Origin of the sequence: Microbispora rosea, from assembly GCF_900156315.1 — a bacterium.
GTDB lineage: Bacteria > Actinomycetota > Actinomycetes > Streptosporangiales > Streptosporangiaceae > Microbispora > Microbispora rosea.
Genome location: NZ_FTNI01000021.1, coordinates 22,912 through 42,104 on the forward strand (window position 1 = coordinate 22,912; position 19,193 = coordinate 42,104).

Sequence of the window (19,193 nt, forward strand, 5' to 3'; positions counted from 1 at the left end):
CCGGTGATCAGATCACGGTGGGCACGTGTCTTATGGCCGGCGCTCGTGGCCGCGCTCCTGATGGCAGGGCTAGCGGGCGAACCGGACCTCATGGGGAAGACGGTGCTGTGCTCCTCCATGTCCATGGGCGACACCGTGTCGCTGACCTGCGACGACCCCGAGTTCGAAGCCGAGATGAAGGCCAACGCCCTCACCCCCGAGGAGGCGAAGAGCATCGGGTGCCCGCCGGTGCAGTGGGACGACGAGGCCGAGCTCGGCCCCGATATGGGGCAGGACCCGAGCCTCGTGAGCGCCGAACCCACGTACACCCCGCGTACGCCCGACCCGGCGACCGCCGCGCGGGTGAACCAGGCGTGGGACCGGATCGAACGCTGGCTGGGCGCGCACGCCTCGGCCACGCTGCGGAAGCTCAAGTTCGGCGCCGACCCGCAGAACCTCGCCGGATGGGAGACGGACAACGGCCGCCGCCTTCCCGACGACCTGTACGTCTCCTATCTCCGGCATGACGGCGCCGACGGCAACCTGGGCGCGGGGTTCCAGCTCCCGCCCTCGTACGGCCTGCTCGGTCTTTTCGAGATCGACTCCATCAACTGGGGGTACTGCCAGGAGCTGGTGATGGAGGGCGACCTGGACGCGGCCGACCCCGAGAACGGGACATGGCACGGCAGCTTCCTGGCCGTCGGCAGCGACGGCACCGGACGGGAGCTGTTCATCGAGCCGCGGACGGGCCGGGTCGGCGAGGCCAGGGCGCAGGACAAGGTGGAGTACGACGGACCGATGGGCTGGCCGTCGCATCTGACGATGCTGGAGGCGCTGGCCGGCGCACTGGAGCGGGGCGAGGCGCTGCGGGACTGGTACCCGGTCGTCACCGCGGGCTGTGAGCTGCGCTGGGCCGAGGAGCCCGCGCCCCTGCGGCAAGGCTGCGCCGGCGGCCCCCGGCCGTCCCCCACCCCGACGCCGACGGAGGAGCCGATCCCGGAGAAGCCGACGGCCGAGGAGTTGCGGGCCGGCGGGTGCCTGCCGTCCCGCCGTACGCCCGGCCGTACGACCCGAGCGCGCGTGCCGGGGCCGCGCGTCACCGCCGAGGTGAACGCGGTGTGGCGGCGCATCGAGCGGTGGCTGGCCCGGAAGGCGCCCGTCACATACAAGAGCCTGCTGCCGCCGGCCCGCCCCCTGGACGTCGCCAGGTCCGAAGCGGCGATGGGGCTGCGCTTCCCCGACGACCTGCGCGCCTCGCTGCTGCGGCACGACGGCGCCGGCTCATGGGGGTTCGGCCCCGCCCCCTTCTACGAGCTGATGTCCGCCAAGCACATCCGCAGCGAGTGGAAGATGCTCTGCGACATCGGTCTCGACGACTCCTGGTGGCATGGCCGTCTGATCCCCTTCGCCTACGCGAACGACGGCGGCAATCTCTTCGTCGACACGCGCACCGGGAAGACGGGCGAGTTCTTCAACGAGGAGGGGCTCACCCTGGAGGGCGACGTCGTGTGGCCGTCCTACCTGGCGCTGCTGAAGGCGACCACGAGGTCGCTGGAGACCGGCAGGCCGATCCGCGGCTGGCGGCCGAAGGTCGTCAAGGGCGAACTGGGGTGGGAGAGCACCACCCGGCGGTAGCCGCGATCAGGCCAGCCGGGCGGCGATGCCATCGAGGACGAAGTCGAGCCCGATCGCGAAGCGTTCCTCCGGCGTGGGACCCGCCGGATGGGTGAGCCATTCCGTGAGGTGGGGCAGGCCGCCGTCGGCGGCGGCCAGCTCGCGCAGCGCCGAGATGGCGGCGTAGAGCCGGGCGTCGTCGTCCAGGCCCTGGCGCCGCTCCTGACGGGCCTCCTCGCTGTCCTGCAGGGCGCTGCCGAGAACGTGCCGATCGACCAGGGCCGCATAGGTCATGGCCTCGCCGACGGTCGCCCCTTGCCGTACGAGGACGGTGAGCATGAACTCCAGCCTGCGCATCATGTGCGGGCCGGCCGGAGGGCGGGCGTGGACCAGCACGGCGAACCAGGGATGCCTCGACGTCATCCGCCGGGTTTCCAGGGCGAGCGTGCGCAGGTCGTCACGCCAGTCGCCGCCGGGCTCCCCGGGCAGCGAGATCTCGGCCGTGGCCGCGTCGAGCATGAGGTCGAACAGACCCTCCTTGCTGTGCACATGCCGATAGAGAGCCATCGGCGAGTACGGCCCGAGGCGGGCGGCGACCGCCTTCATCGTCAGGCCGTCCAGTCCGGCCTCGTCGGCCACGCCGATCGCCGCCGCCACGACCTTCTCCCGGTCCAGCACACGCCTGCGCGTCTGCGTCTGCTGCTGCGTCCAGATCAGCGGGAACTCGTTCGTCTCTCCCTCTCCCATGCCGTAAGTTTACGGCATACACTCAATGTGTACGTCATAAACTTACTGACACCGGAGGCACTGATGGCGCAGGCGACGACCGACGCGTACGAACCGCGGGGGATCCGGCTGGGCGTCGTGAGGGGCGTCAGCTACGGCCTGTTCGGCCCGCCCGGCACGTTCATCCCTCAGGCCCGATCGCTGGGCGCCGGGATCGTCCGGGCGTACGTGTACTGGAGCCAGGTCGAGCCCGAGCCGGGCCGCTACCGCTGGGACGTGGTCGACGCGCTGCTCGGCCAGCTCGACGGCGACGAGGAGGTGTGGATCACGCTGTGCTCCAGCTCCCCCTGGGCGACCCGGACGCCGACCGACTTCCTGCCGCCCTCCCCCGCGCACGACCTGGACGCCTACGCCGAGTTCGTCCGCCGGGTGGTGCGCCGCTGCGCCGGGCGGGTGCACTACTGGCAGTGCGACAACGAGCCGAGCAACACCGACCTGCTGTGGGCGGGGACCGCCGACGAGTACGTCGCGCAGCTGCGGATCATGTACGCCGCGGTGAAGGAGGCCGACCCCGTGGCCGCCGTGGTGCTGGGCGGGTGCGGCTACGACGTGCTCGGCAGCGAGGCGGGCAGCGAGCCCTGGCGCTTCTTCTCGCAGGTGCTGTCCGGCGGCCGGGACGCCTTCGACCTGTTCGACGTGCACCTGTACGGCGACGCCGCCGCGGTCCCCGCGCACATCGAGGCCGTGCGGGAGCTGATGCGGGCGCACGGCTGTCTCAGGCCGGTGGTGGTGGGCGAGTACGCCGCGCCCGTGCCGTTCGAGTTCCCCGAGGCTCAGGCCGTCATGTACGAGGTGTTCGCCGAGGCCTTCGCCGGCGAAGCACCGGTGCAGAGCACCGAAGAACTGGCCGCCAGGGCGCGGCAGGACACCCCCGAGCGGCGGGCCATGGCCGCGTTGTACGCGCGGATGCCGCAGCTGCCGCCCCGGCTGCTGATGTTCATGGAGGGGTGCCCGCCGGAGCTGGAGGCCGGACGCCACCGGATCAACTGCCGCCAGCTCGTCGCGTGCACCCTTCAGGCGCTCGCCGCCGGGGTCCGCCGCACCCTCTACTGGAACCTCGCGCCCGAGGTGCCCGGCCCGGCCGACCCGCTGCAGATCATGCATCTGATGTTCGGCAAGCTCGCCATGCTCGGCTACCGGGACGGCGAACTCGCCGTCCGGCATCCGGCGGCGGACACCTTCGCCCTGCTCGCCGCGCAGCTCGCGGGGGCCCGGCGGGTGACCCGCATCCAGTCCGCCGACCTGCCCGGCCTGTACGCATTCGAGGTCGAGCGCGCCGGACGGGGGCCGCTACTCGTGCTCTGGGACCGGAGCGACACGGCCGACGGGGAGGACCACCCGCCCGTCGCCGTCTCCTGGCCCTGGCCGGCGTCCGCCGCGACCGCCGTGGACGCCTTCGGCGAGCCGCACGCCGTCGAGGTCCGCGACCGGATGCTGCGCCTGGCCGTCTCCGACACGCCGGTGTTCGTCAGCCCGGAGAGCTGAGCACAGCTTCACAACGCTCTTCGACCCCTCGTGAACCACTTCTGTCACACAGCAGGATCAAGGTGATGTCGATCACATAAAGGGATCTTGTCGGCATACAGGCATGCATGGAACTTTGCGGAGGATTTCCACACCCCTTCTGGAGGCTCTCCGTGCTGTTACGAGCAGCCATCGCCGCGGTCGCCCTGACCGCCATCGGCGCGGTCCCGGCCCACGCGGCCGACGGTCCGGCCATCACCGTCGATCAGGGACGCACCCAACCGGTCTTCTCCTACGCCGACGCCGTTCGCGAGCATGTCTACGTCGAGTCGAGCGTCGACAGCGACTCCGACGGCCGCCTCGACCGGGTCAGGGTCGACATCATCAGGCCCAGGGAGTCGGGGCCCGGGCTCAAGGTGCCGACGATCATCGACGAGAGCCCCTACTACGACAACTCCGGGCGCGGCAACGAGTCCGAGCGCAAGACGTACGACGCGGCGGGCGAGCCCCTCAAGTTCCCGCTGTTCTACGACAACTACTTCGTGCCGCGCGGCTACGCCGTCCTCAACGTCGACATGGTCGGCACCACGAAGTCCGACGGCTGCCCCGACGTGGGCGGCAAGGCCGACGTGCTGGGCGGCAAGGCGGTCGTCGACTGGCTGAACGGCCGCGCCCCCGCCTACCACGACGACGGCTCCCCCGCGGTGGCCGACTGGAGCACCGGCAAGGCCGGCATGATCGGCAAGTCGTACGACGGCACGCTGGCCAACGCGGTCGCGGCGACCGGGGTCGAGGGCCTGGAGACGATCGTCCCGATCTCCGCCATCAGCTCCTGGTACAAGTACCAGCGCTCCAACGGCGTCATCTACAACTACAACTACATGTCGTACCTGTCCCGGGCCGTCGACACCGACCCGGCCGCCAAGTGCGCGGCGAAGCGGGCTCAGCTGGACGTCGACGCCGACGACACCACGGGGAACTACAACGGCTTCTGGGCCGAGCGCGACTACGTCGCCGGGTCGCTCGGCGACGCGTCGAAGGTGCACGCCAGCGTCTTCGTCGTGCACACGGTCAACGACCTCAACGTCAAGCCCGACAACTTCTCGGTGTGGTGGCAGGCGCTCGCCGACCGGAACGTGCCGCGCAAGATCTGGGTCGGCCAGTATCAGCACGTGGACCCCTTCGACTTCGAGGGGCGTCGTGACCTGTGGGTCGACACGCTGCACCGCTGGTTCGACCGCTGGCTGCTCGGCGTGGACAACGGGATCATGCAGGAGCCGCGCGCCGACGTGCAGGTCGGCCCGGCCGAGTGGGTCACCCAGAGCGACTGGCCGACGCCTGCCGCCTCGACCCACTTCTTCCGTCCGTCGGCCGACGGTTCGCTGAACCTCAAGCCCGGCAAGAACGGCGAGACCGCGAGCTTCACCGACGTCCGCCAGTCGGAGGACGCGATGGTCGCCGACGCCGGCACGGCCAAGCCCGGGCGGATCGCCTTCACCACCGGCGAGCTGCCGCGCGACCTGCGCATGTCGGGCACGCCCGAGGTGGACCTGCGGGTCTCGCTCGACAAGCCGACCTCGAACCTGACCGCGCTTCTCGTCGACTTCGGCGAGGACACCCGGGTCGACTGGCGCCGTGGGCAGGGCGTCACGACCCTCACCGAGGAGGACTGCCACGGCGACAGCACCGCCGCCGACGACGCCTGCTACAAGAAGGTCGTCACCAACCTGGCCACGCGTCCGCTGGAGATCGTGGCCCGCGGCTGGATCGACGCGCAGAACCGCGGCTCGCTCTCCGAGTCGTCGCCGCTGACCCCCGGCACGTACGCGCAGGTCAAGTGGAAGACGCTGCCGCAGGAGTACGTCTTCAAGAAGGGCCACAGGATCGGGCTGGTGATCGCCGGCACCGACTCGAACTACAGCGGCGAGCGGGCCACCGGCACGACCGTCACCGTCGACCTGCACAAGAGCCGGGTGGAGATTCCGCTCGTGCTCGGCGTCGGCCACGCGCTGAACGGCGACGACATCGTCAAGGACAAGGGCACCTGGCACGGTCCCCAGCAGATCGACCTGCCGGTGCCGGACAACAAGCTCTACTGATCCCCTGACCGTCCTCTGACGCCGGCGCCGGGACCCGCGTCCCGGCGCCGCGTCCGAGCGATCCGGACGGGAGGACTTGCGGGCGTTTGGACCTCTCCTGATCGGCAAACTGGTAGATCCACGGTCACGCCGACGGGAGAGGTCACCGTGCGTTTCCACGCCGACCTGCACATGCACTCCAGGTACGCCTACGCGTGCAGCAAGAACAGCGACCTGGAGCAGTTGACCTGGTGGGCCCGGCGCAAGGGCGTCACGCTCATGGGCACGGGCGACTTCACCCACCCGGCCTGGCTGGACCGGCTCCGTACGGCTCTCGTGCCGGCCGAGCCCGGACTGTTCCGGCTGCGCGACGACCTCGACCGCGAGGTCGCGGCGACGCTGCCGAGCAGCGTGGCCGCCGCACCCGTGCGGTACATCCCGCGACCTGCTGGAGGCCGTCCTGGCCTGCGGCGAGGGCGCCTACCTGGTGCCGGCGCACGTCTGGACGCCGTGGTTCGGCGTGCTCGGCTCGAAATCGGGATTCGACAGCATCGAGGAGTGCTTCGGCGACCTCACCGAGCACGTCTTCGCGCTGGAGACCGGGCTGTCCGCCGACCCCGCCATGATGTGGCAGGTCTCCGGCCTCGACGGATATCGGCTGGTCAGCTACTCGGACGCGCACTCGCCGCCCATCGTCGGCCGCGAGACCACCGTCTTCGAGACCGACCTGGACTACTTCGCGATCGAGCGGGACCTGCGCACCGGCGCCGGCCTGTGCGGCACGACCGAGTTCTTCCCCGAGGCGGGCAAGTACCACGTCGACGGCCACCGCAAGTGCGGCGTGCGGCTCGATCCTGAGGAGACGCGCAAGCTCGGCGGCCTCTGCCCGGTGTGCGGCAGGAAGCTCACGGTCGGCGTGCTGAGCAGGGTCCAGAACCTCGCGGACCGCCCGGCGGGCAGAAGCCCGCGCGGCGCGGCGGGCTTCCGCAACCTCGTCCCGCTCCCGGATCTCGTGGCCGAGACCCTGGGGGTGGGCCCGAAGAGCAAGAAGGTGGGCGCGGAGACCGACAGGCTCGTTGCCGCGCTCGGGCCCGAGTTCGCGATACTCGGCGACCTCCCTCTCGACGCCATCGCCGATTGCTCACTGCGGCTCGCCGAGGCGATCGGCCGCCTGCGGAACGGCGACGTGACCAAGGACCCCGGATACGACGGCGAGTTCGGCCGGATCCGCACCCTCAGCGTGCGCGGGGGTCAGAGGTAGGTGACGCCGGTCAGGGCCTGGGCGGCGGTCCAGAGGCGTCGCCCGACACTCGGGTCGGCCGCCTCCGCGCTGGGGCGGACCTCCACGACCGGGCCGCGCGTCTCCCGGAGGCGGGCCGGTCCGAAGAACTGGCCGCCGCGCACGCCGGGCGCGGTCGCGGCGAAGAGCTGGGGCAGCGCCCCGCGCTCGGGCGACTGCGTCACCAGCAGCCCGAGCCGGGCGAAGATCCGCCCGATCCGAGGGCGGTATTCCCAGGCCCGGGGGGTGAGATTGCTCCTCGACAGCCCGGGGTGCGCGACGACGCTGACGATCGGTGAGCCCGCTGCGCGCAGGCGGCGGTCGAGTTCGAGGCCGAAGACGGTGGTGGCGAGCTTGGACCGGCCGTACGCGCGGCTCGCGTTGAAGTCCCGCCGCGACATCAGGTCGTCGAAGTCGAGGTGGGCGTTCTTGTGGGTGATCGAGCTGAGGCTGACCACCCGTGCCGCCTCCGCCCGGCCGAGACTGCCGAGCAGCAGGCCGGTGAGAGCGAAGTGCCCGAGCATGTTGGTGCCCAGCTGAAGCTCGAACCCGTCGGCCGTCGTGCGGGCGGGGCCGAGGAGGACCACGCCGGCGTTGTTGACCAGCAGGTCGATCGCCGGGAAGGCGGCGGCCAGGTCCTTCGCGAACGCGTGCACCGACGTGAGCGAGGCCAGGTCGAGCTCACGCACCTCGATCTCGGCCCGCGGCGCGGAGCGCCGGATCGTCTCGGCCGCCCGCTCGGCGGCGACGGTGTCGCGTACGGCCATCACGACGTGTGCCCCGTGCCGGGCGAGTTCGGTCGCGGTGACCAGGCCGAGCCCCGAGTTCGCGCCGGTGACGACGGTGACCCGGCCGTGCTGGTCCGGGATGTGACTGGCGTTCCAATCGCTCATGGCGGCGACGCTAGGACGAGATCGCCGGGATTCGGTCGTACGCGTCTGCCTGGGAACCGCAGACCTACCTTCGGCGCGGACCGCACCGGCAGACTGTCGGCATGGCTGTCGACCACCCGTACGCTCGTGAGCTCGGCGACTTCCTGCGTGCCCGGCGCGGCCGGTTGCGCCCGCAGGACGTCGGCCTGGAGCCGGGACCCCGGCGCAAGGTGGCCGGCCTGCGGCGCGAGGAGGTCGCGCTGCTGGCCGGGCTGAGCACCGATTACTACCAGCGCATGGAGCAGGGCCGTGAGGTGCGGCCCTCGGACGAGGTGCTCGACGCCATCGCCTCCGCGCTGGACCTCGGCGACGAGGAACGCCGCCACCTGTTCACCCTCGCCCGGGCGGCACGGCGGCCGGCGGCCGTCCGCACGCGCCGCACCCCGGAACGCGTGCCGGACAGCACGCGGCGCCTGCTGCACGTCATGAACACTCCCGCGGTCGTGCTCGGCCGGCATCTCGACGTGCTCGCGTGGAACACGCTCGCCGAGGCGCTGCTCGGCGATCCGGACACCCTGCCGCCGGGGCGGCGGAACATGCTCATGGCGCTGTTCGAGGATCCCGGGACCCGGGCGCGCTGCCCCGACTGGGAGACCACCGCCCTGCAGTACATCGGCATGTTGCGGGCCGCCGTCGCGACCGATCCCACCCACCCGCGCGCCACGACGATCATCGGTGAGCTGAGCATCCGCAGCGCGGACTTCCGCCGGCTCTGGGCCCGGCACGAGGTGCGTGAGACGGTCCACGGGACGAAGCTGTTCCGGCATCCCCAGGTGGGCGAACTCACGCTCGACTGGGACGTCTATCCCCTGCCCGGCAACCCCGGCCCGGTCCTGCTCGTCCACACGGCCGAGCCCGGCTCCTCCGACGACGAACGCCTCCGGCTGCTCGCGTCCCTGCACGCCACCCGGGAATCGCGCAAAGCCCAGGCCGAACGGCCCGGGCTCCCCGAGGTGGTGCGCCGCCAGGGACTCGGACCCCGGAGCCGTTGATCGACGACTCCTGTAACCCAGCCGTCTCTATGTGCAGGTCTTCGTCTCCGGCGAGCAGAACCCGACCTCCGGGTAGCGCACCGAGGGCCTGTCCAGCAGGGGCTGGGGCTTACCGCCCAGATGCAGGTCGAAGAAGGCTCGGACGTACCTGCGGGTGATGTCCACCGAGCGGCTTCCAGCGAGCTCACTGCCGAGGTCGACGCCGATCTGCTGGGCCAGCAGGTCGTAGTCGCTGAAGGACGGGTGCACCGCTCCGGCCACCACCAGCCAGCGCTTCCAACCGGTCAGGTGTGCCCAGTCACGGTCCCATGTGGCGTCCTCGCCACCCGGTCGATGTAGCGGCTGGCCCAGGAACAGGAACGGGCGCGCCACCCCGCTCGCGGGGATCGGGGCGAACATGAGGCCGTCCATGTTGATTCCGGCGCGAACCCGGGAGTCCTTCAGCATCGTCTCTGCGACGCTCGCGCCTCCGAGGGACGTGCCCGCCATCGCGATCCGGGACGCGTCGATCAGTGAGGTGCCCTTCCACCTGGCACGTGGACCGGTCAGCCGATCGATCACGAAGGAGACGTCGACCGCCCGGTTCTTCACCGCCTTCTCACCGAAGTCGTCGACGCCTTCGAGTTCGCATGCGGCGCAGGTGGCAAGCCGCCCGTCGGGGAACGTGGTGGCGAAGGTCTCGTACGTGTGGTCGATGCCGGCCACCACGTAGCCTCTGCTCGCGAGTTCCTCGGCCAGGGCGGTGAGCGAGCTTCGGGGGTCGGTGAAGCCGGGAGAGAGCACGACAAGAGGCAGGGTGTGTGCACGTCCCGCCGGTTCGGCGCCGCTGAACGCGTGGGTCCGCGTTCTGCTCAGCACGTCGGACGGCACGCCCGTCACCCCTTTGCCCTTCAGGATGAGCTCCGACTCCTTGGGCGTGACGTAGGGCGCACGCCGTCCACTCCCGGACCTCGCCGGATACCAGAGGGAGACCATGAGCTCCCTCGACTTGGCCGAAGGGACCCAGGGGTCGGGGCGCGAGGTGTCCTTCAGCCACAGGGACGTCGTGCCGACCGGATGGGGACCGGTCGGCTCGGGCAGATACGGTGTGCTGCTCGACGTGACCGAAGAGCCGGCGGAGGCGTATCCGGGAGAGGCGGACACCGGCGTCCAGGAGGCGGGGACCGTCAGGGTGAGCAGTCCTGCGACCGCGGCCAGGCCGGCCCGCACGATTGGAGTCCGGAGCGTCGGCTTTCCACTGCTCCGACGGCTGGTGAGGGCCCCGGCTCTCGGCGCGGCATGCGGATTTCTGTATGGCATGGTTCGATCCTGCGAGGCCCGGGCCTGGCGCGGCATCAGCCGAAGGTGCGGTCGGCGCCGCTCGAGTAGCACTTTCGGCCGGTTCGGAGCGCCGACCGCCGCCGGCACGATCGGCGAATGACGAAAGCCCAGGCCGGATGTACCGGCCTGGGCTTCGACAGGGTGCGCCGCCAGGGACTCGAACCCCGGACCCGCTGATTAAGAGTCAGCTGCTCTAACCAACTGAGCTAGCGGCGCGAAAGCTCTTAGAGGTTACCGCAGCGGCCAGATCAGACAAAATCCGGCTACAGTAGAACAACATTCGGTTCTGCGGTTGGGAGCGCACATGTGGTTCGCCTCGCCTGACGAGGTCCGGGGGCGGCTGACGGCCGTCGACTACCTTGCCGACGACGGCATCGCGACATCGGTGTTCCTGGCCGGGGCGCTGGGCAAGCCGCTGCTGGCCGAAGGACCGGCGGGGGTGGGCAAGACCCAGCTCGCCAAGGCCGTGGCGGAGGCCACCGGAGCGCGGCTCATCCGCCTGCAGTGCTACGAGGGCCTGGACGAGGCGCGGGCGCTGTACGAGTGGAACTACAAGAAGCAACTGCTGCGCATCCAGGCCGACGACGGCGCCTGGGACGACATCTTCTCCGAGGAGTTCCTGCTGGAGCGCCCCCTCCTGAGGGCGATCAGGAGCGAGGAGCCCACCGTGCTGCTCATCGACGAGACCGACAAGGCCGACGTCGAGGTCGAGGGGCTGCTGCTGGAGATCCTGTCCGACTACCAGGTCACGATCCCCGAGCTGGGCACGATCACCGCCATGCGCCGGCCGTACGTCGTGCTGACCTCGAACGCGACCCGGGAGCTGTCGGAGGCGCTCAAACGGCGCTGCCTGTATCTCCACCTCGGCTACCCCACCCCGGAGCGGGAGCGCGACATCCTGCTCGCGCAGGTGCCCGGGCTGCCCGCGAGCATCGCCGACCAGCTCGCCCGTACGGTGGCCACGCTGCGCGCGCTGGAGCTGAAGAAGTCGCCGTCGATCGCGGAGACCGTCGACTGGGCGCACACCCTGCTCGCCCTCGGCCGTACGGAGTTGGACGAGGCGCTGATCGGCGAGACGCTGGGCGTGGTGCTCAAGCACAACTCCGACCAGGTGCGGGCCGCCAAGGAGCTCGGCCTGCCGTCCCGGTCATGACGACTCCGGGGTCCCTCGTGGACCGGCACGTGGGGTTCGTCCACGCCCTGCGGGAGGCCGGGCTGCCGGTCTCCCCGGCCGAGGGGCTGGACGCGGCCCACGCGCTCATGGTCATCGACCTGGCCGAGCGGGAGACGCTGCGCGAGGCGTACGCCGCGACGCTGGTGAAGCGGCCCGCGCACCGGCCGGGGTTCGACCTGCTCTTCGACCTGTGGTTCCCGCCGGTGACCACCGGCGCCGAAGGCACCGCCGTCGCCGAGGACGCCGAGGACGCCGAACTGCCGGAGCTGCGCGAGCGGCTGGCGGAGCTGCTCATGGGGGATCCGGCCGATCCCGCGTTCCGGGAGTTCGCCCGGGCGATGGTCGGGCGGTTCGGGCAGGTTCAGGCGGCCCCCGGCAGGCAGTCGTGGTTCTCCTTCCCGGTGCTGCGCGCGCTGTCGCCGGAGACGCTGGTGGCCCGGATGCTGGCGGCCATGCTCGCCGAGCGCGGCGGCCTGCCGGAGAAGGTCGCCAGGCGGCACATCGCGCGGACGACCGAGGCGTTCACCGAGGCGGTGGCCTCCGACGTACGCCGCAGGATCTCCGAGGAGTCGGGCGTCGAGAAGATCGCCAGGTCGGCGGTCCGGCCCCCGATCGACCGGGTCGACTTCCTGCGCGCCACCAAGGAGGAGCTGGCCCGGCTGCGCCGGGAGGTCTACCCCCTCGCCCGCCGCCTGGCCACCCGGCTGTCGATCAGGCAGAAGCGCGGGCGGCGCGGACGGCTCGACTTCCGGCGCACCGTGCGGGCCTCGCTGTCCACGGGCGGGGTGCCGCTCACCACCCACCTGCGCCCGCCCCGCCCCCATCGGCCCGAGCTGGTCGTGTTGTGCGACGCCAGCGACTCGGTCTCCACGTTCTCGCACTTCACGCTGTTGCTGACGTTCGCGCTCCGGGAGCAGTTCACCAAGGTGCGGGCGTTCGCGTTCGTGGACACCGTGGACGAGATCACGGACCTGTTCGCCCCGGGCGCGGACGTGCTGGACGCCATCGGCCGCCTCGCCGACGAGGCCGACATCGTCAGGTTCGGCCGCACCGACTACGGCCACGTCTTCGAGCGCTTCGCCGAACGCTTCCCCGACGCCGTGGGCCCCCGGACGTCGCTGCTGATCCTGGGCGACGCCAGGTCCAACTACCAGGTCCCGGCGCTGGGCACGCTGAAGCGGCTGGCCGGGCAGGCCAGGCACGCCTACTGGCTCAATCCCGAGCCCCGGGCCCAGTGGGACACCGGGGACTCCCTCGCCACGTCGTACGGATCGGTCGTCCCCATGCACGAGTGCCGCAACGTCGCCCAGCTCGCCGCGTTCGTCGAGACGCTGGCTTCATAGACACCGGCCTGAATCGAGACCCTTCGCCCGAATCGATTCCGGCCCGCGCCGGCGTGCTCAGCTCATGCGGCGCAGGATGCGGGCCGCCGTACGGGCCAGCAGTTCGATCTGGTCCTCGGTGAACCGCGCGGAACCGTTGGCACGGATCCAGCGGGCCACCCTGCCCGGGTAGGCGACGGTCAGCCCCTCCCCGTGCAGCACGCCTCCCCTGGCCTTGATCTTCCCGCCGTGCACGGCGAGCACCGGGGCGATGGAGACCTCGATGCCGGTCTCCTTGGTCAGCAGCGCGGCCATCGACCCGGCGGCGGAGATGAGGCCCTTGGCGACCGAGGTGCCGAACTTCTCGTCGAAGAACAGCCGCTCGCCGTAGCGCGCGATCAGGGTGTCGGGCGACCACGCCTCGTTGTCCACGATCCAGACGCCGCCCGGCCCGATGACGAGGTGGTCGATCGACGCCTCGCCGGGCACCGCCCGGCCGTCCATCACCCGGTAACCGTGCCGGCGCAGCCAGAAACGCAGCAGCCGTCCGGTGCGCACCTCGCCGCGGCGCTTACCCCGCCACACCGCCGTACGCTCGTGCAGGCGCCAGGCGATGAACAGGTCGGTGCCGCCCGCGAGGGCGGCCAGGCCGACACCGGCGGCGAACATGTTCAGCCCGAGTCGCGGACCCACCAGGTTGCCGATGACGAACCCCGCGAAGGCGACGGCGGCCCGCATCCGGATGCGGTTCTTGCGTCCGGCGAACCAGAACGTCTCGTATAGGTTCTGCGGCGAGGCGCCGGTGAACTTCTCATCCCTCGGGACGTAAATGGACCCACTGGGCACGCGAACCCCCCACACTAGGCATGCGGCTTTCTCCGGGGATACCCGAGCGGGAATCCCAACCCTCCTAAGGTGAGGGAAGTAGCGCAATTACGCCAGTGCCGACACTTGACCGACCAGTCGGTATGCTTGACGCGAGAGACGAAGGAGGTCGGCATGGCCCGCCGCGCAGCTGGAGAGCACCGCTTAACGGGGGATCGCGTGAACGGGTCCCTGGAGGAGCCCGTACGGCAGCGCCTGCTCGCCGAGGCCACCCGGCTGTTCGCCCAGCGGGGGTTCGAGAGCACGTCGGTGCAGGAGATCGTCGCGGCGGCCGGCGTCACCAAGGGCGCCATGTACCACTACTTCGATTCCAAGGACGACCTGCTCCACGAGATCTACGCCCGGGTGCTGCGCCTGCAGATGGAGCGCCTCAACCGGTTCGCCGACGCGCAGGGCCCGGTGGCCGACCGGCTGCACGGCGCCGCGATGGACGTGGTGGTGACCACGGTCGACAACCTGGACGACTCCAAGATCTTCTTCAGGTCGATGCACCAGCTCGCGCCGGAGACGTACAAGAACGTGCGGGCCGAGCGGCGGCGCTACCACGAGCGGTTCCGCGACCTCGTCGTCGAGGGGCAGCGCGACGGCGTCTTCCGCGGCGACATCCCCGCCGAGATGGTGGTCGACTTCTTCTTCGGCTCGGTCCACCACCTCGGCACCTGGTATCACCCGGACGGCCCGCTGAACGGCCAGGAGGTCGGCCGTCACTTCGCCGACCTCCTGCTCAACTCGCTGCGTCCGTAGTCACAGCGGCGCGGGGAGGCCGGCCGGGCCGGCCAGCGCGTCACGGTGGTCGCCCGGCGTGCCCAGCGCGATCTGATCGGCCTTGGCCCGCTTGAGATAGAGGTGCGCGGGGTGCTCCCAGGTCATCCCGATGCCGCCGTGGAGCTGCACGCACTCCTCGGCGGCGTGCACCGCCACCGCTCCGCAGTGGGCCTGCGCCACCGCGACGGCCACCGCCGCCTCGTCGCCGAGCGGTCCCGCCGCGGGCGCCTCGGCCAGCCGGGCGGCCGCGTTGCGGGCCGCCGCCCTGGCCCCCACGACCTCCAGCCACAGGTCGGCCAGCCGGTGCTTGACCGCCTGGAACGACCCCACAGGCCGGGCGAACTGCCTGCGTTCCTTGACGTACGCGACCGTCGTGGTGAGGCACCACTCGGCGACGCCGAGCTGTTCCGAGGCGAGCAGCCCGGCGCCGCGCACCAGGGCCTCCCACACCCACGGCAGCTCCAGCCCCTCCGCCCTCGCGACGATCCGCGCCGGCGCCGACGCGAAGGACACGGTCGCGACAGGCCGGGTCAGGTCGAGCGAGGCGACCGTCGCCACCCGGACGGCCCCCTGGGCGGTTGAGGGCACCTCGACCGCGCACAGCCCCACGCCCTGGGAAAGGCGCACCGGGACGATCAGGACGTCGGCGGCCTCCGCTCCGATCACCCCGGTGACCGTGCCGGTCACTGTGCCGTCCTCGCCGAGGATCGCCACCGGGGCCGGCGGCGCGTACGGCGAGGCGGCGAACGAGACGGCGAGGGCGGCCGTCGCCTCCCCGGCGGCCAGGCGTCCCAGCAGTTCGCCGGCCACCTCTCCCCCTGCCACTAGCAGGGCCTGGGTGGCGAGGACGGCGCTGCTGAGGAACGGCACGGGAGCCACGGCGCGGCCCAGCTCCTCCAGCACGACGGCGGCCTCGCGGGCCGAGGCGCCGCCCTCGTGGGAGGCGGAGCCGCCGAGCTCCTCGGGGATCAGCAGCCCGGCCACGCCGATGTCGCGGGCCAGCGCCTTCCACAGCTCCGCGTCGTACGGAGTGCCACCCGCGGCGGCGGAGTCGGCACGGTCGAGCACGGCGGACGGCGAGGCCTTGTCGGCGAGCAGGTCGCGCACGGCGGCCCGCAGCTCCTCCTCCACATCCGTGTACAGCAGCGTCATCGGGGGAGGTCCTTCCAGGCGACGTCCTTGTCGGCGCGCGGCTCGGCGGGCAGGCCGAGGACGCGTTCGGCGATGATGTTGCGCAGGATCTCGGAGGTGCCGCCCTCGATCGAGTTGCCCTTCGCGCGCAGATAGCGGTAGCCGGCCTCGCGGCCGATGAAGTCGACCGTGTCCGGGCGGCGGAACGTCCAGTCGTCGTAAGCCAGGCCGTCCTCGCGCAGCATCTCGACCTCGATGCCGGACAGCTGCTGGTGCAGCCGCGCGAAGGCCAGCTTCATGCCCGACCCCTCCGGCCCCGGGTGCCCGGCGGCGAGCTGCTCGCGCAGCCGTACGGCGGTCAGCCGCATGACCTCCGAGTCGACCCACAGCGCGAGCAGCCGCTGGTGCAGGTCGTGGGTGCGCAGCTCGGGGCGGGAGCGCCAGGTCTCGGCGACGACGCCCATCATCGTGCGCCGGCTCGGCGTGCCGCCGATGGCGACCCGCTCGTTCATCAGCGTGGTCTGCGCGACCCGCCAGCCGTCGCCCACCTCGCCCAGCCGCAGCGCGTCGGGCAGCCGCACCCCGGTGAGGAAGACCTCGTTGAACTCGGCCTCACCGGTGATCTGGCGCAGCGGGCGCACCTCGACGCCGGGCGCGTGCATGTCGCACACGAAGTAGGTAAGCCCGCGGTGCTTGGGCACGTCGGGGTCGGTGCGGGCCACGAGGATGGCCCAGCGCGCGGTGTGCGCGCTCGACGTCCACACCTTCTGGCCGTCCACCACCCACTCGTCGCCCTCGCGTACGGCCCGGGTGGCGAGCGTGGCGAGGTCGGACCCGGCCCCGGGCTCGCTGAACAGCTGGCACCACACCTCCTCGCCCGTCCACAGCGGCCGCAGGAAGCGCTTCTTCTGCTCCTCGGTGCCGAACGCGAGGATCGTCGGGGCGGCCATGCCGAGGCCGATGCCGATCCGGCCCGGCTGGTTGTCGGGCGTGCCCTTCAGCTCCCGGTCGGCCACGGCCTGCAGTTCCCTGGGCGCGCCGAGCCCCCCGAGGCCCTCGGGGAAGTGCACCCAGGCCAGCCCGGCGTCGAACCGGGCGCGCAGGAACTCCAGGCGGTCCGTGGCCGCCGGGTCGTGCTCCGCGAGGAAGGCTCTGGCGCGCTCGGCGACCGACGCCTCATCCCATGTCACCCGCACATCACCCCATGTATTTCTTGAGTTCGCGATAGGCCAGCGACCGCTTGTGGACCTCGTCGGGGCCGTCGGCGAACCGTAGCGACCGCGCGCCCGCCCACAGCGCCGCCAGCGGGAAGTCCTGGCTGATCCCGCCCGCGCCGTGCGCCTGGATGGCCTTGTCCAGGATCCACTCCACCGTCGCCGGACCGGCGATCTTGATGGCCTGGATCTCCGTGTGCGCGCCCTTGTTGCCGACCGTGTCCATCAGCCACGCCGTCTTCAGCACCAGCAGGCGCAGTTGCTCGATGCGCACCCGCGACTCGGCGATCCAGTCCTGAATCACTCCCTGCCGGGCCAGCGGCTTGCCGAACGCCTCCCGTGTCAGCACCCGGCGGCACATCAGCTCGACCGCCCGCTCGGCCATGCCGATGAGCCGCATGCAGTGGTGGATGCGGCCCGGCCCGAGCCGTGCCTGGGCGATGGCGAACCCGCCGCCCTCCTCGCCGATGAGGTTGTCCACCGGCACCCGTACGTCCTCGAACACCACCTCGGCGTGCCCGCCGTGGTCGGCGTCGTCGTAGCCGAAGACCGTCATGCCGCGCCGTACGGTGAGACCGGGGGTGTCCCTCGGGACGAGCACCATGCTCTGCCGGCGATGCTTGGGCGCCTCGGGATCGGTCTTGCCCATCACGATGAAGATCTTGCAGTTCGGGTTCATCGCGCCGGTGATGAACCACTTGCGGCCGTTGACGACGTACTCCCCGCCGTCCCTCCTGATGGAGGTCGCGATGTTCGTCGCGTCGGAGGAGGCGACGTCGGGCTCGGTCATCGCGAAGGCCGACCTGATCTCTCCGGCCAGCAGCGGCTCCAGATACTCCTTGCGCTGCCACTCGCTGCCGAACTCCGCCAGCAGCTCCATGTTGCCGGTGTCGGGGGCGGCGCAGTTGGTGGCGGACGGCGCGATGGCGGGCGACCTGCCCATGACCTCCGCGAGCGGGGCGTACTGGATGTTGGTCAGTCCGGCGCCGTGGACACCCGGGAGGAAGAGGTTCCACAGGCCGCGCGAGCGGGCCTCGGCCTTGAGATCCTCCAGCATCGGCGGCGGGCTCCATCCGCTGCCGGCCGCCTGTTCGTGGAAGGCGTGCTCGGCCGGATAGACGCACTCGTCCATGAAATCGAGCAGCCGGTCGCGATAGCGGTTCGTGGTCGCGTCGAACCCGAAGTCCATTCAGACCTCCATCAGCCCGCGGGCGACGATCGGGGCGACCTGGTCGCCGACCTCGGCGAAGCCCTCCCCCACCGTGAGCCCCTTCGTGTATCGGAAATGGATGCCCTCGGCGATCACCGCGAGCTTGAAGCAGGCGAGGCCGACGTACCAGCCGAGCCGGGACAGGTCGCGGCCGGACGCCTCCCCGTAGTGGGCGGCGAGCTCGGAGCCGGGCGGCGCCTCCCCGGCCGCGCCCCGGTCGAGCGAGGAGACCTCGCCGTAGAGGAGGAACAGCGCGAGGTCGGTGAGCGGGTCGCCGAGCGTGGACATCTCCCAGTCGAGCACGGCCCGCACCTCGCCGCCCGCGATGAGCGTGTTGCCGAGCTTGAAGTCGCCGTGCACGATCGCGGGCGAGCCGGAGACGGGCACGTCGCGGGCGAGCCGCTCGTAGAGGTCGTCGATGCCGGGCACCTCGCGGCTGCGCGAGGCGTCGAGCTGCCGCTTCCACCGGGCGACCTGCCGCTCGAGGAAGCCGTCGGGCCTGCCGAAGTCGCCGAGGCCCACTCTCTCGGGGGTGATCGAGTGCAGCGCGGCCAGCACGTCCACCAGCCCGTGGGCGAGGTCGGGGGTGAGCGGCGGCTGCCCGCCCTCGACGTGCTCCATGACGTAGAAGGGCGCGCCGACGACCTCGGGGTCCCGGCAGAGGTGGTAGGTGCGGGGCACCGGGACGCCGGTGTCCTGGAGCGCGCTCATGACCCGATGTTCACGGCCCATGTCGTGCGCCGTCGCCAGGACGTGCCCGAGCGGCGGCCGCCGCACGACGTACGTGCGCGTGCCGTCCCTGACGACGTACGTCAGATTGGACTTGCCGCCGACGATCAGCTCCGCCGTGAGCGGCCCTTCGGTCAGGCCCTCGCGCTGGAGGTGCTCGGCGAGGCGGGTGAGATCGAGGCCGGGCGGGTCAGGAGTCACGCCGTCAGCGTACCGACCAGACGGTATGTGTGTCGACACGGTCACCCCGAAGTGGTCCTCGCCGTTCCGCCCGAAGTGGCCATCCGCTCGCCCGCCGGACCGGCGCTAACGTCGGGCG

17 protein-coding genes and 1 tRNA gene are annotated in these 19,193 nt (G+C 71.3%); 8 read left to right on the forward strand and 10 right to left on the reverse strand.

What is annotated here, in order from left to right:
- Positions 1-3 precede the first annotated feature (3 nt).
- Positions 4-1,614: an SMI1/KNR4 family protein gene (locus BXA11_RS26465; RefSeq protein ID WP_143734531.1), complete on the forward strand. Its 1,611-nt coding sequence runs from the start codon at positions 4-6 to the stop codon at positions 1,612-1,614.
- Positions 1,615-1,620: 6 nt separating this feature from the next.
- On the opposite strand, the gene BXA11_RS26470 is transcribed toward BXA11_RS26465, so the two are convergent.
- Entirely contained in the window at positions 1,621-2,340 is a 720-nt protein-coding gene (locus BXA11_RS26470) for a TetR/AcrR family transcriptional regulator (protein WP_076438846.1), read from the reverse strand.
- 63 nt (positions 2,341-2,403) lie between these two features.
- Here BXA11_RS26470 and BXA11_RS43325 point away from each other — a divergent pair, with 63 nt between their 5' ends.
- Entirely contained in the window at positions 2,404-3,864 is a 1,461-nt protein-coding gene (locus BXA11_RS43325; RefSeq protein ID WP_076438848.1) for a glycoside hydrolase family protein, read from the forward strand.
- 152 nt (positions 3,865-4,016) lie between these two features.
- Positions 4,017-5,942, forward strand: coding sequence for a Xaa-Pro dipeptidyl-peptidase (locus BXA11_RS26480; RefSeq protein WP_239105102.1), 1,926 nt, complete (start codon positions 4,017-4,019; stop codon positions 5,940-5,942).
- 188 nt (positions 5,943-6,130) lie between these two features.
- On the opposite strand, the gene BXA11_RS44855 is transcribed toward BXA11_RS26480, so the two are convergent.
- Entirely contained in the window at positions 6,131-6,358 is a 228-nt protein-coding gene (locus BXA11_RS44855) for a hypothetical protein (protein WP_076438851.1), read from the reverse strand.
- A 50-nt stretch (positions 6,359-6,408) separates the two neighbouring features.
- Between BXA11_RS44855 and BXA11_RS26490 the strand changes: the two genes are divergently transcribed.
- Entirely contained in the window at positions 6,409-7,182 is a 774-nt protein-coding gene (locus BXA11_RS26490) for an endonuclease Q family protein (RefSeq protein WP_076438853.1), read from the forward strand.
- Here BXA11_RS26490 and BXA11_RS26495 read toward each other — a convergent pair.
- Complete coding sequence (locus BXA11_RS26495; RefSeq protein ID WP_076438854.1) at positions 7,173-8,093, reverse strand: oxidoreductase; 921 nt, start codon at positions 8,091-8,093, stop codon at positions 7,173-7,175. The two genes, BXA11_RS26490 and BXA11_RS26495, sit on opposite strands and share 10 nt — an antisense overlap.
- 101 nt (positions 8,094-8,194) lie before the next feature.
- On the opposite strand from BXA11_RS26495, the gene BXA11_RS26500 reads away from it, so the two are divergent.
- On the forward strand, positions 8,195-9,124 hold the full coding sequence (locus tag BXA11_RS26500; RefSeq protein ID WP_076438856.1) for a helix-turn-helix transcriptional regulator: 930 nt from the start codon (positions 8,195-8,197) through the stop codon (positions 9,122-9,124).
- Positions 9,125-9,151: 27 nt separating this feature from the next.
- On the opposite strand, the gene BXA11_RS26505 is transcribed toward BXA11_RS26500, so the two are convergent.
- Both BXA11_RS26505 and BXA11_RS26510 read right to left on the reverse strand, forming a co-directional pair.
- Positions 9,152-10,333 (reverse strand): alpha/beta hydrolase family protein, encoded by a 1,182-nt coding sequence (locus BXA11_RS26505; protein ID WP_076438857.1) that lies wholly within the window; start codon positions 10,331-10,333, stop codon positions 9,152-9,154.
- A gap of 253 nt (positions 10,334-10,586) precedes the next feature.
- A tRNA-Lys gene (locus BXA11_RS26510) sits at positions 10,587-10,660 on the reverse strand.
- An 88-nt stretch (positions 10,661-10,748) separates the two neighbouring features.
- Here BXA11_RS26510 and BXA11_RS26515 point away from each other — a divergent pair.
- Positions 10,749-11,597 (forward strand): AAA family ATPase, encoded by an 849-nt coding sequence (locus BXA11_RS26515; protein ID WP_076438859.1) that lies wholly within the window; start codon positions 10,749-10,751, stop codon positions 11,595-11,597.
- On the forward strand, positions 11,594-12,961 hold the full coding sequence (locus BXA11_RS26520) for a vWA domain-containing protein (protein WP_076438861.1): 1,368 nt from the start codon (positions 11,594-11,596) through the stop codon (positions 12,959-12,961). The genes BXA11_RS26515 and BXA11_RS26520 overlap by 4 nt, the downstream gene beginning before the upstream one ends.
- 57 nt (positions 12,962-13,018) lie before the next feature.
- Here BXA11_RS26520 and BXA11_RS26525 read toward each other — a convergent pair whose 3' ends face one another.
- Positions 13,019-13,786 (reverse strand): nuclease-related domain-containing protein, encoded by a 768-nt coding sequence (locus BXA11_RS26525; protein ID WP_076438863.1) that lies wholly within the window; start codon positions 13,784-13,786, stop codon positions 13,019-13,021.
- A 153-nt stretch (positions 13,787-13,939) separates the two neighbouring features.
- Between BXA11_RS26525 and BXA11_RS26530 the strand changes: the two genes are divergently transcribed.
- On the forward strand, positions 13,940-14,569 hold the full coding sequence (locus tag BXA11_RS26530; protein ID WP_083744601.1) for a TetR/AcrR family transcriptional regulator: 630 nt from the start codon (positions 13,940-13,942) through the stop codon (positions 14,567-14,569).
- Here the strand turns inward: BXA11_RS26530 and BXA11_RS26535 are convergent, their stop codons facing one another.
- The 4 genes from BXA11_RS26535 to BXA11_RS26550 are packed head-to-tail and all read right to left on the reverse strand — an operon-like array spanning position 14,570 to position 19,075.
- Positions 14,570-15,742: an acyl-CoA dehydrogenase family protein gene (locus BXA11_RS26535; RefSeq protein ID WP_076438867.1), complete on the reverse strand. Its 1,173-nt coding sequence runs from the start codon at positions 15,740-15,742 to the stop codon at positions 14,570-14,572.
- Positions 15,739-16,911, reverse strand: a complete 1,173-nt coding sequence (locus BXA11_RS26540) for an acyl-CoA dehydrogenase family protein (protein WP_076439070.1) — start codon at positions 16,909-16,911, stop codon at positions 15,739-15,741. Before BXA11_RS26540 ends, BXA11_RS26535 begins: the two co-directional genes overlap by 4 nt.
- 7 nt (positions 16,912-16,918) lie before the next feature.
- Positions 16,919-18,124, reverse strand: a complete 1,206-nt coding sequence (locus tag BXA11_RS26545) for an acyl-CoA dehydrogenase family protein (RefSeq protein WP_076438869.1) — start codon at positions 18,122-18,124, stop codon at positions 16,919-16,921.
- Positions 18,125-19,075, reverse strand: coding sequence for a phosphotransferase family protein (locus tag BXA11_RS26550; protein ID WP_076438871.1), 951 nt, complete (start codon positions 19,073-19,075; stop codon positions 18,125-18,127).
- Positions 19,076-19,193: the final 118 nt, after the last annotated feature.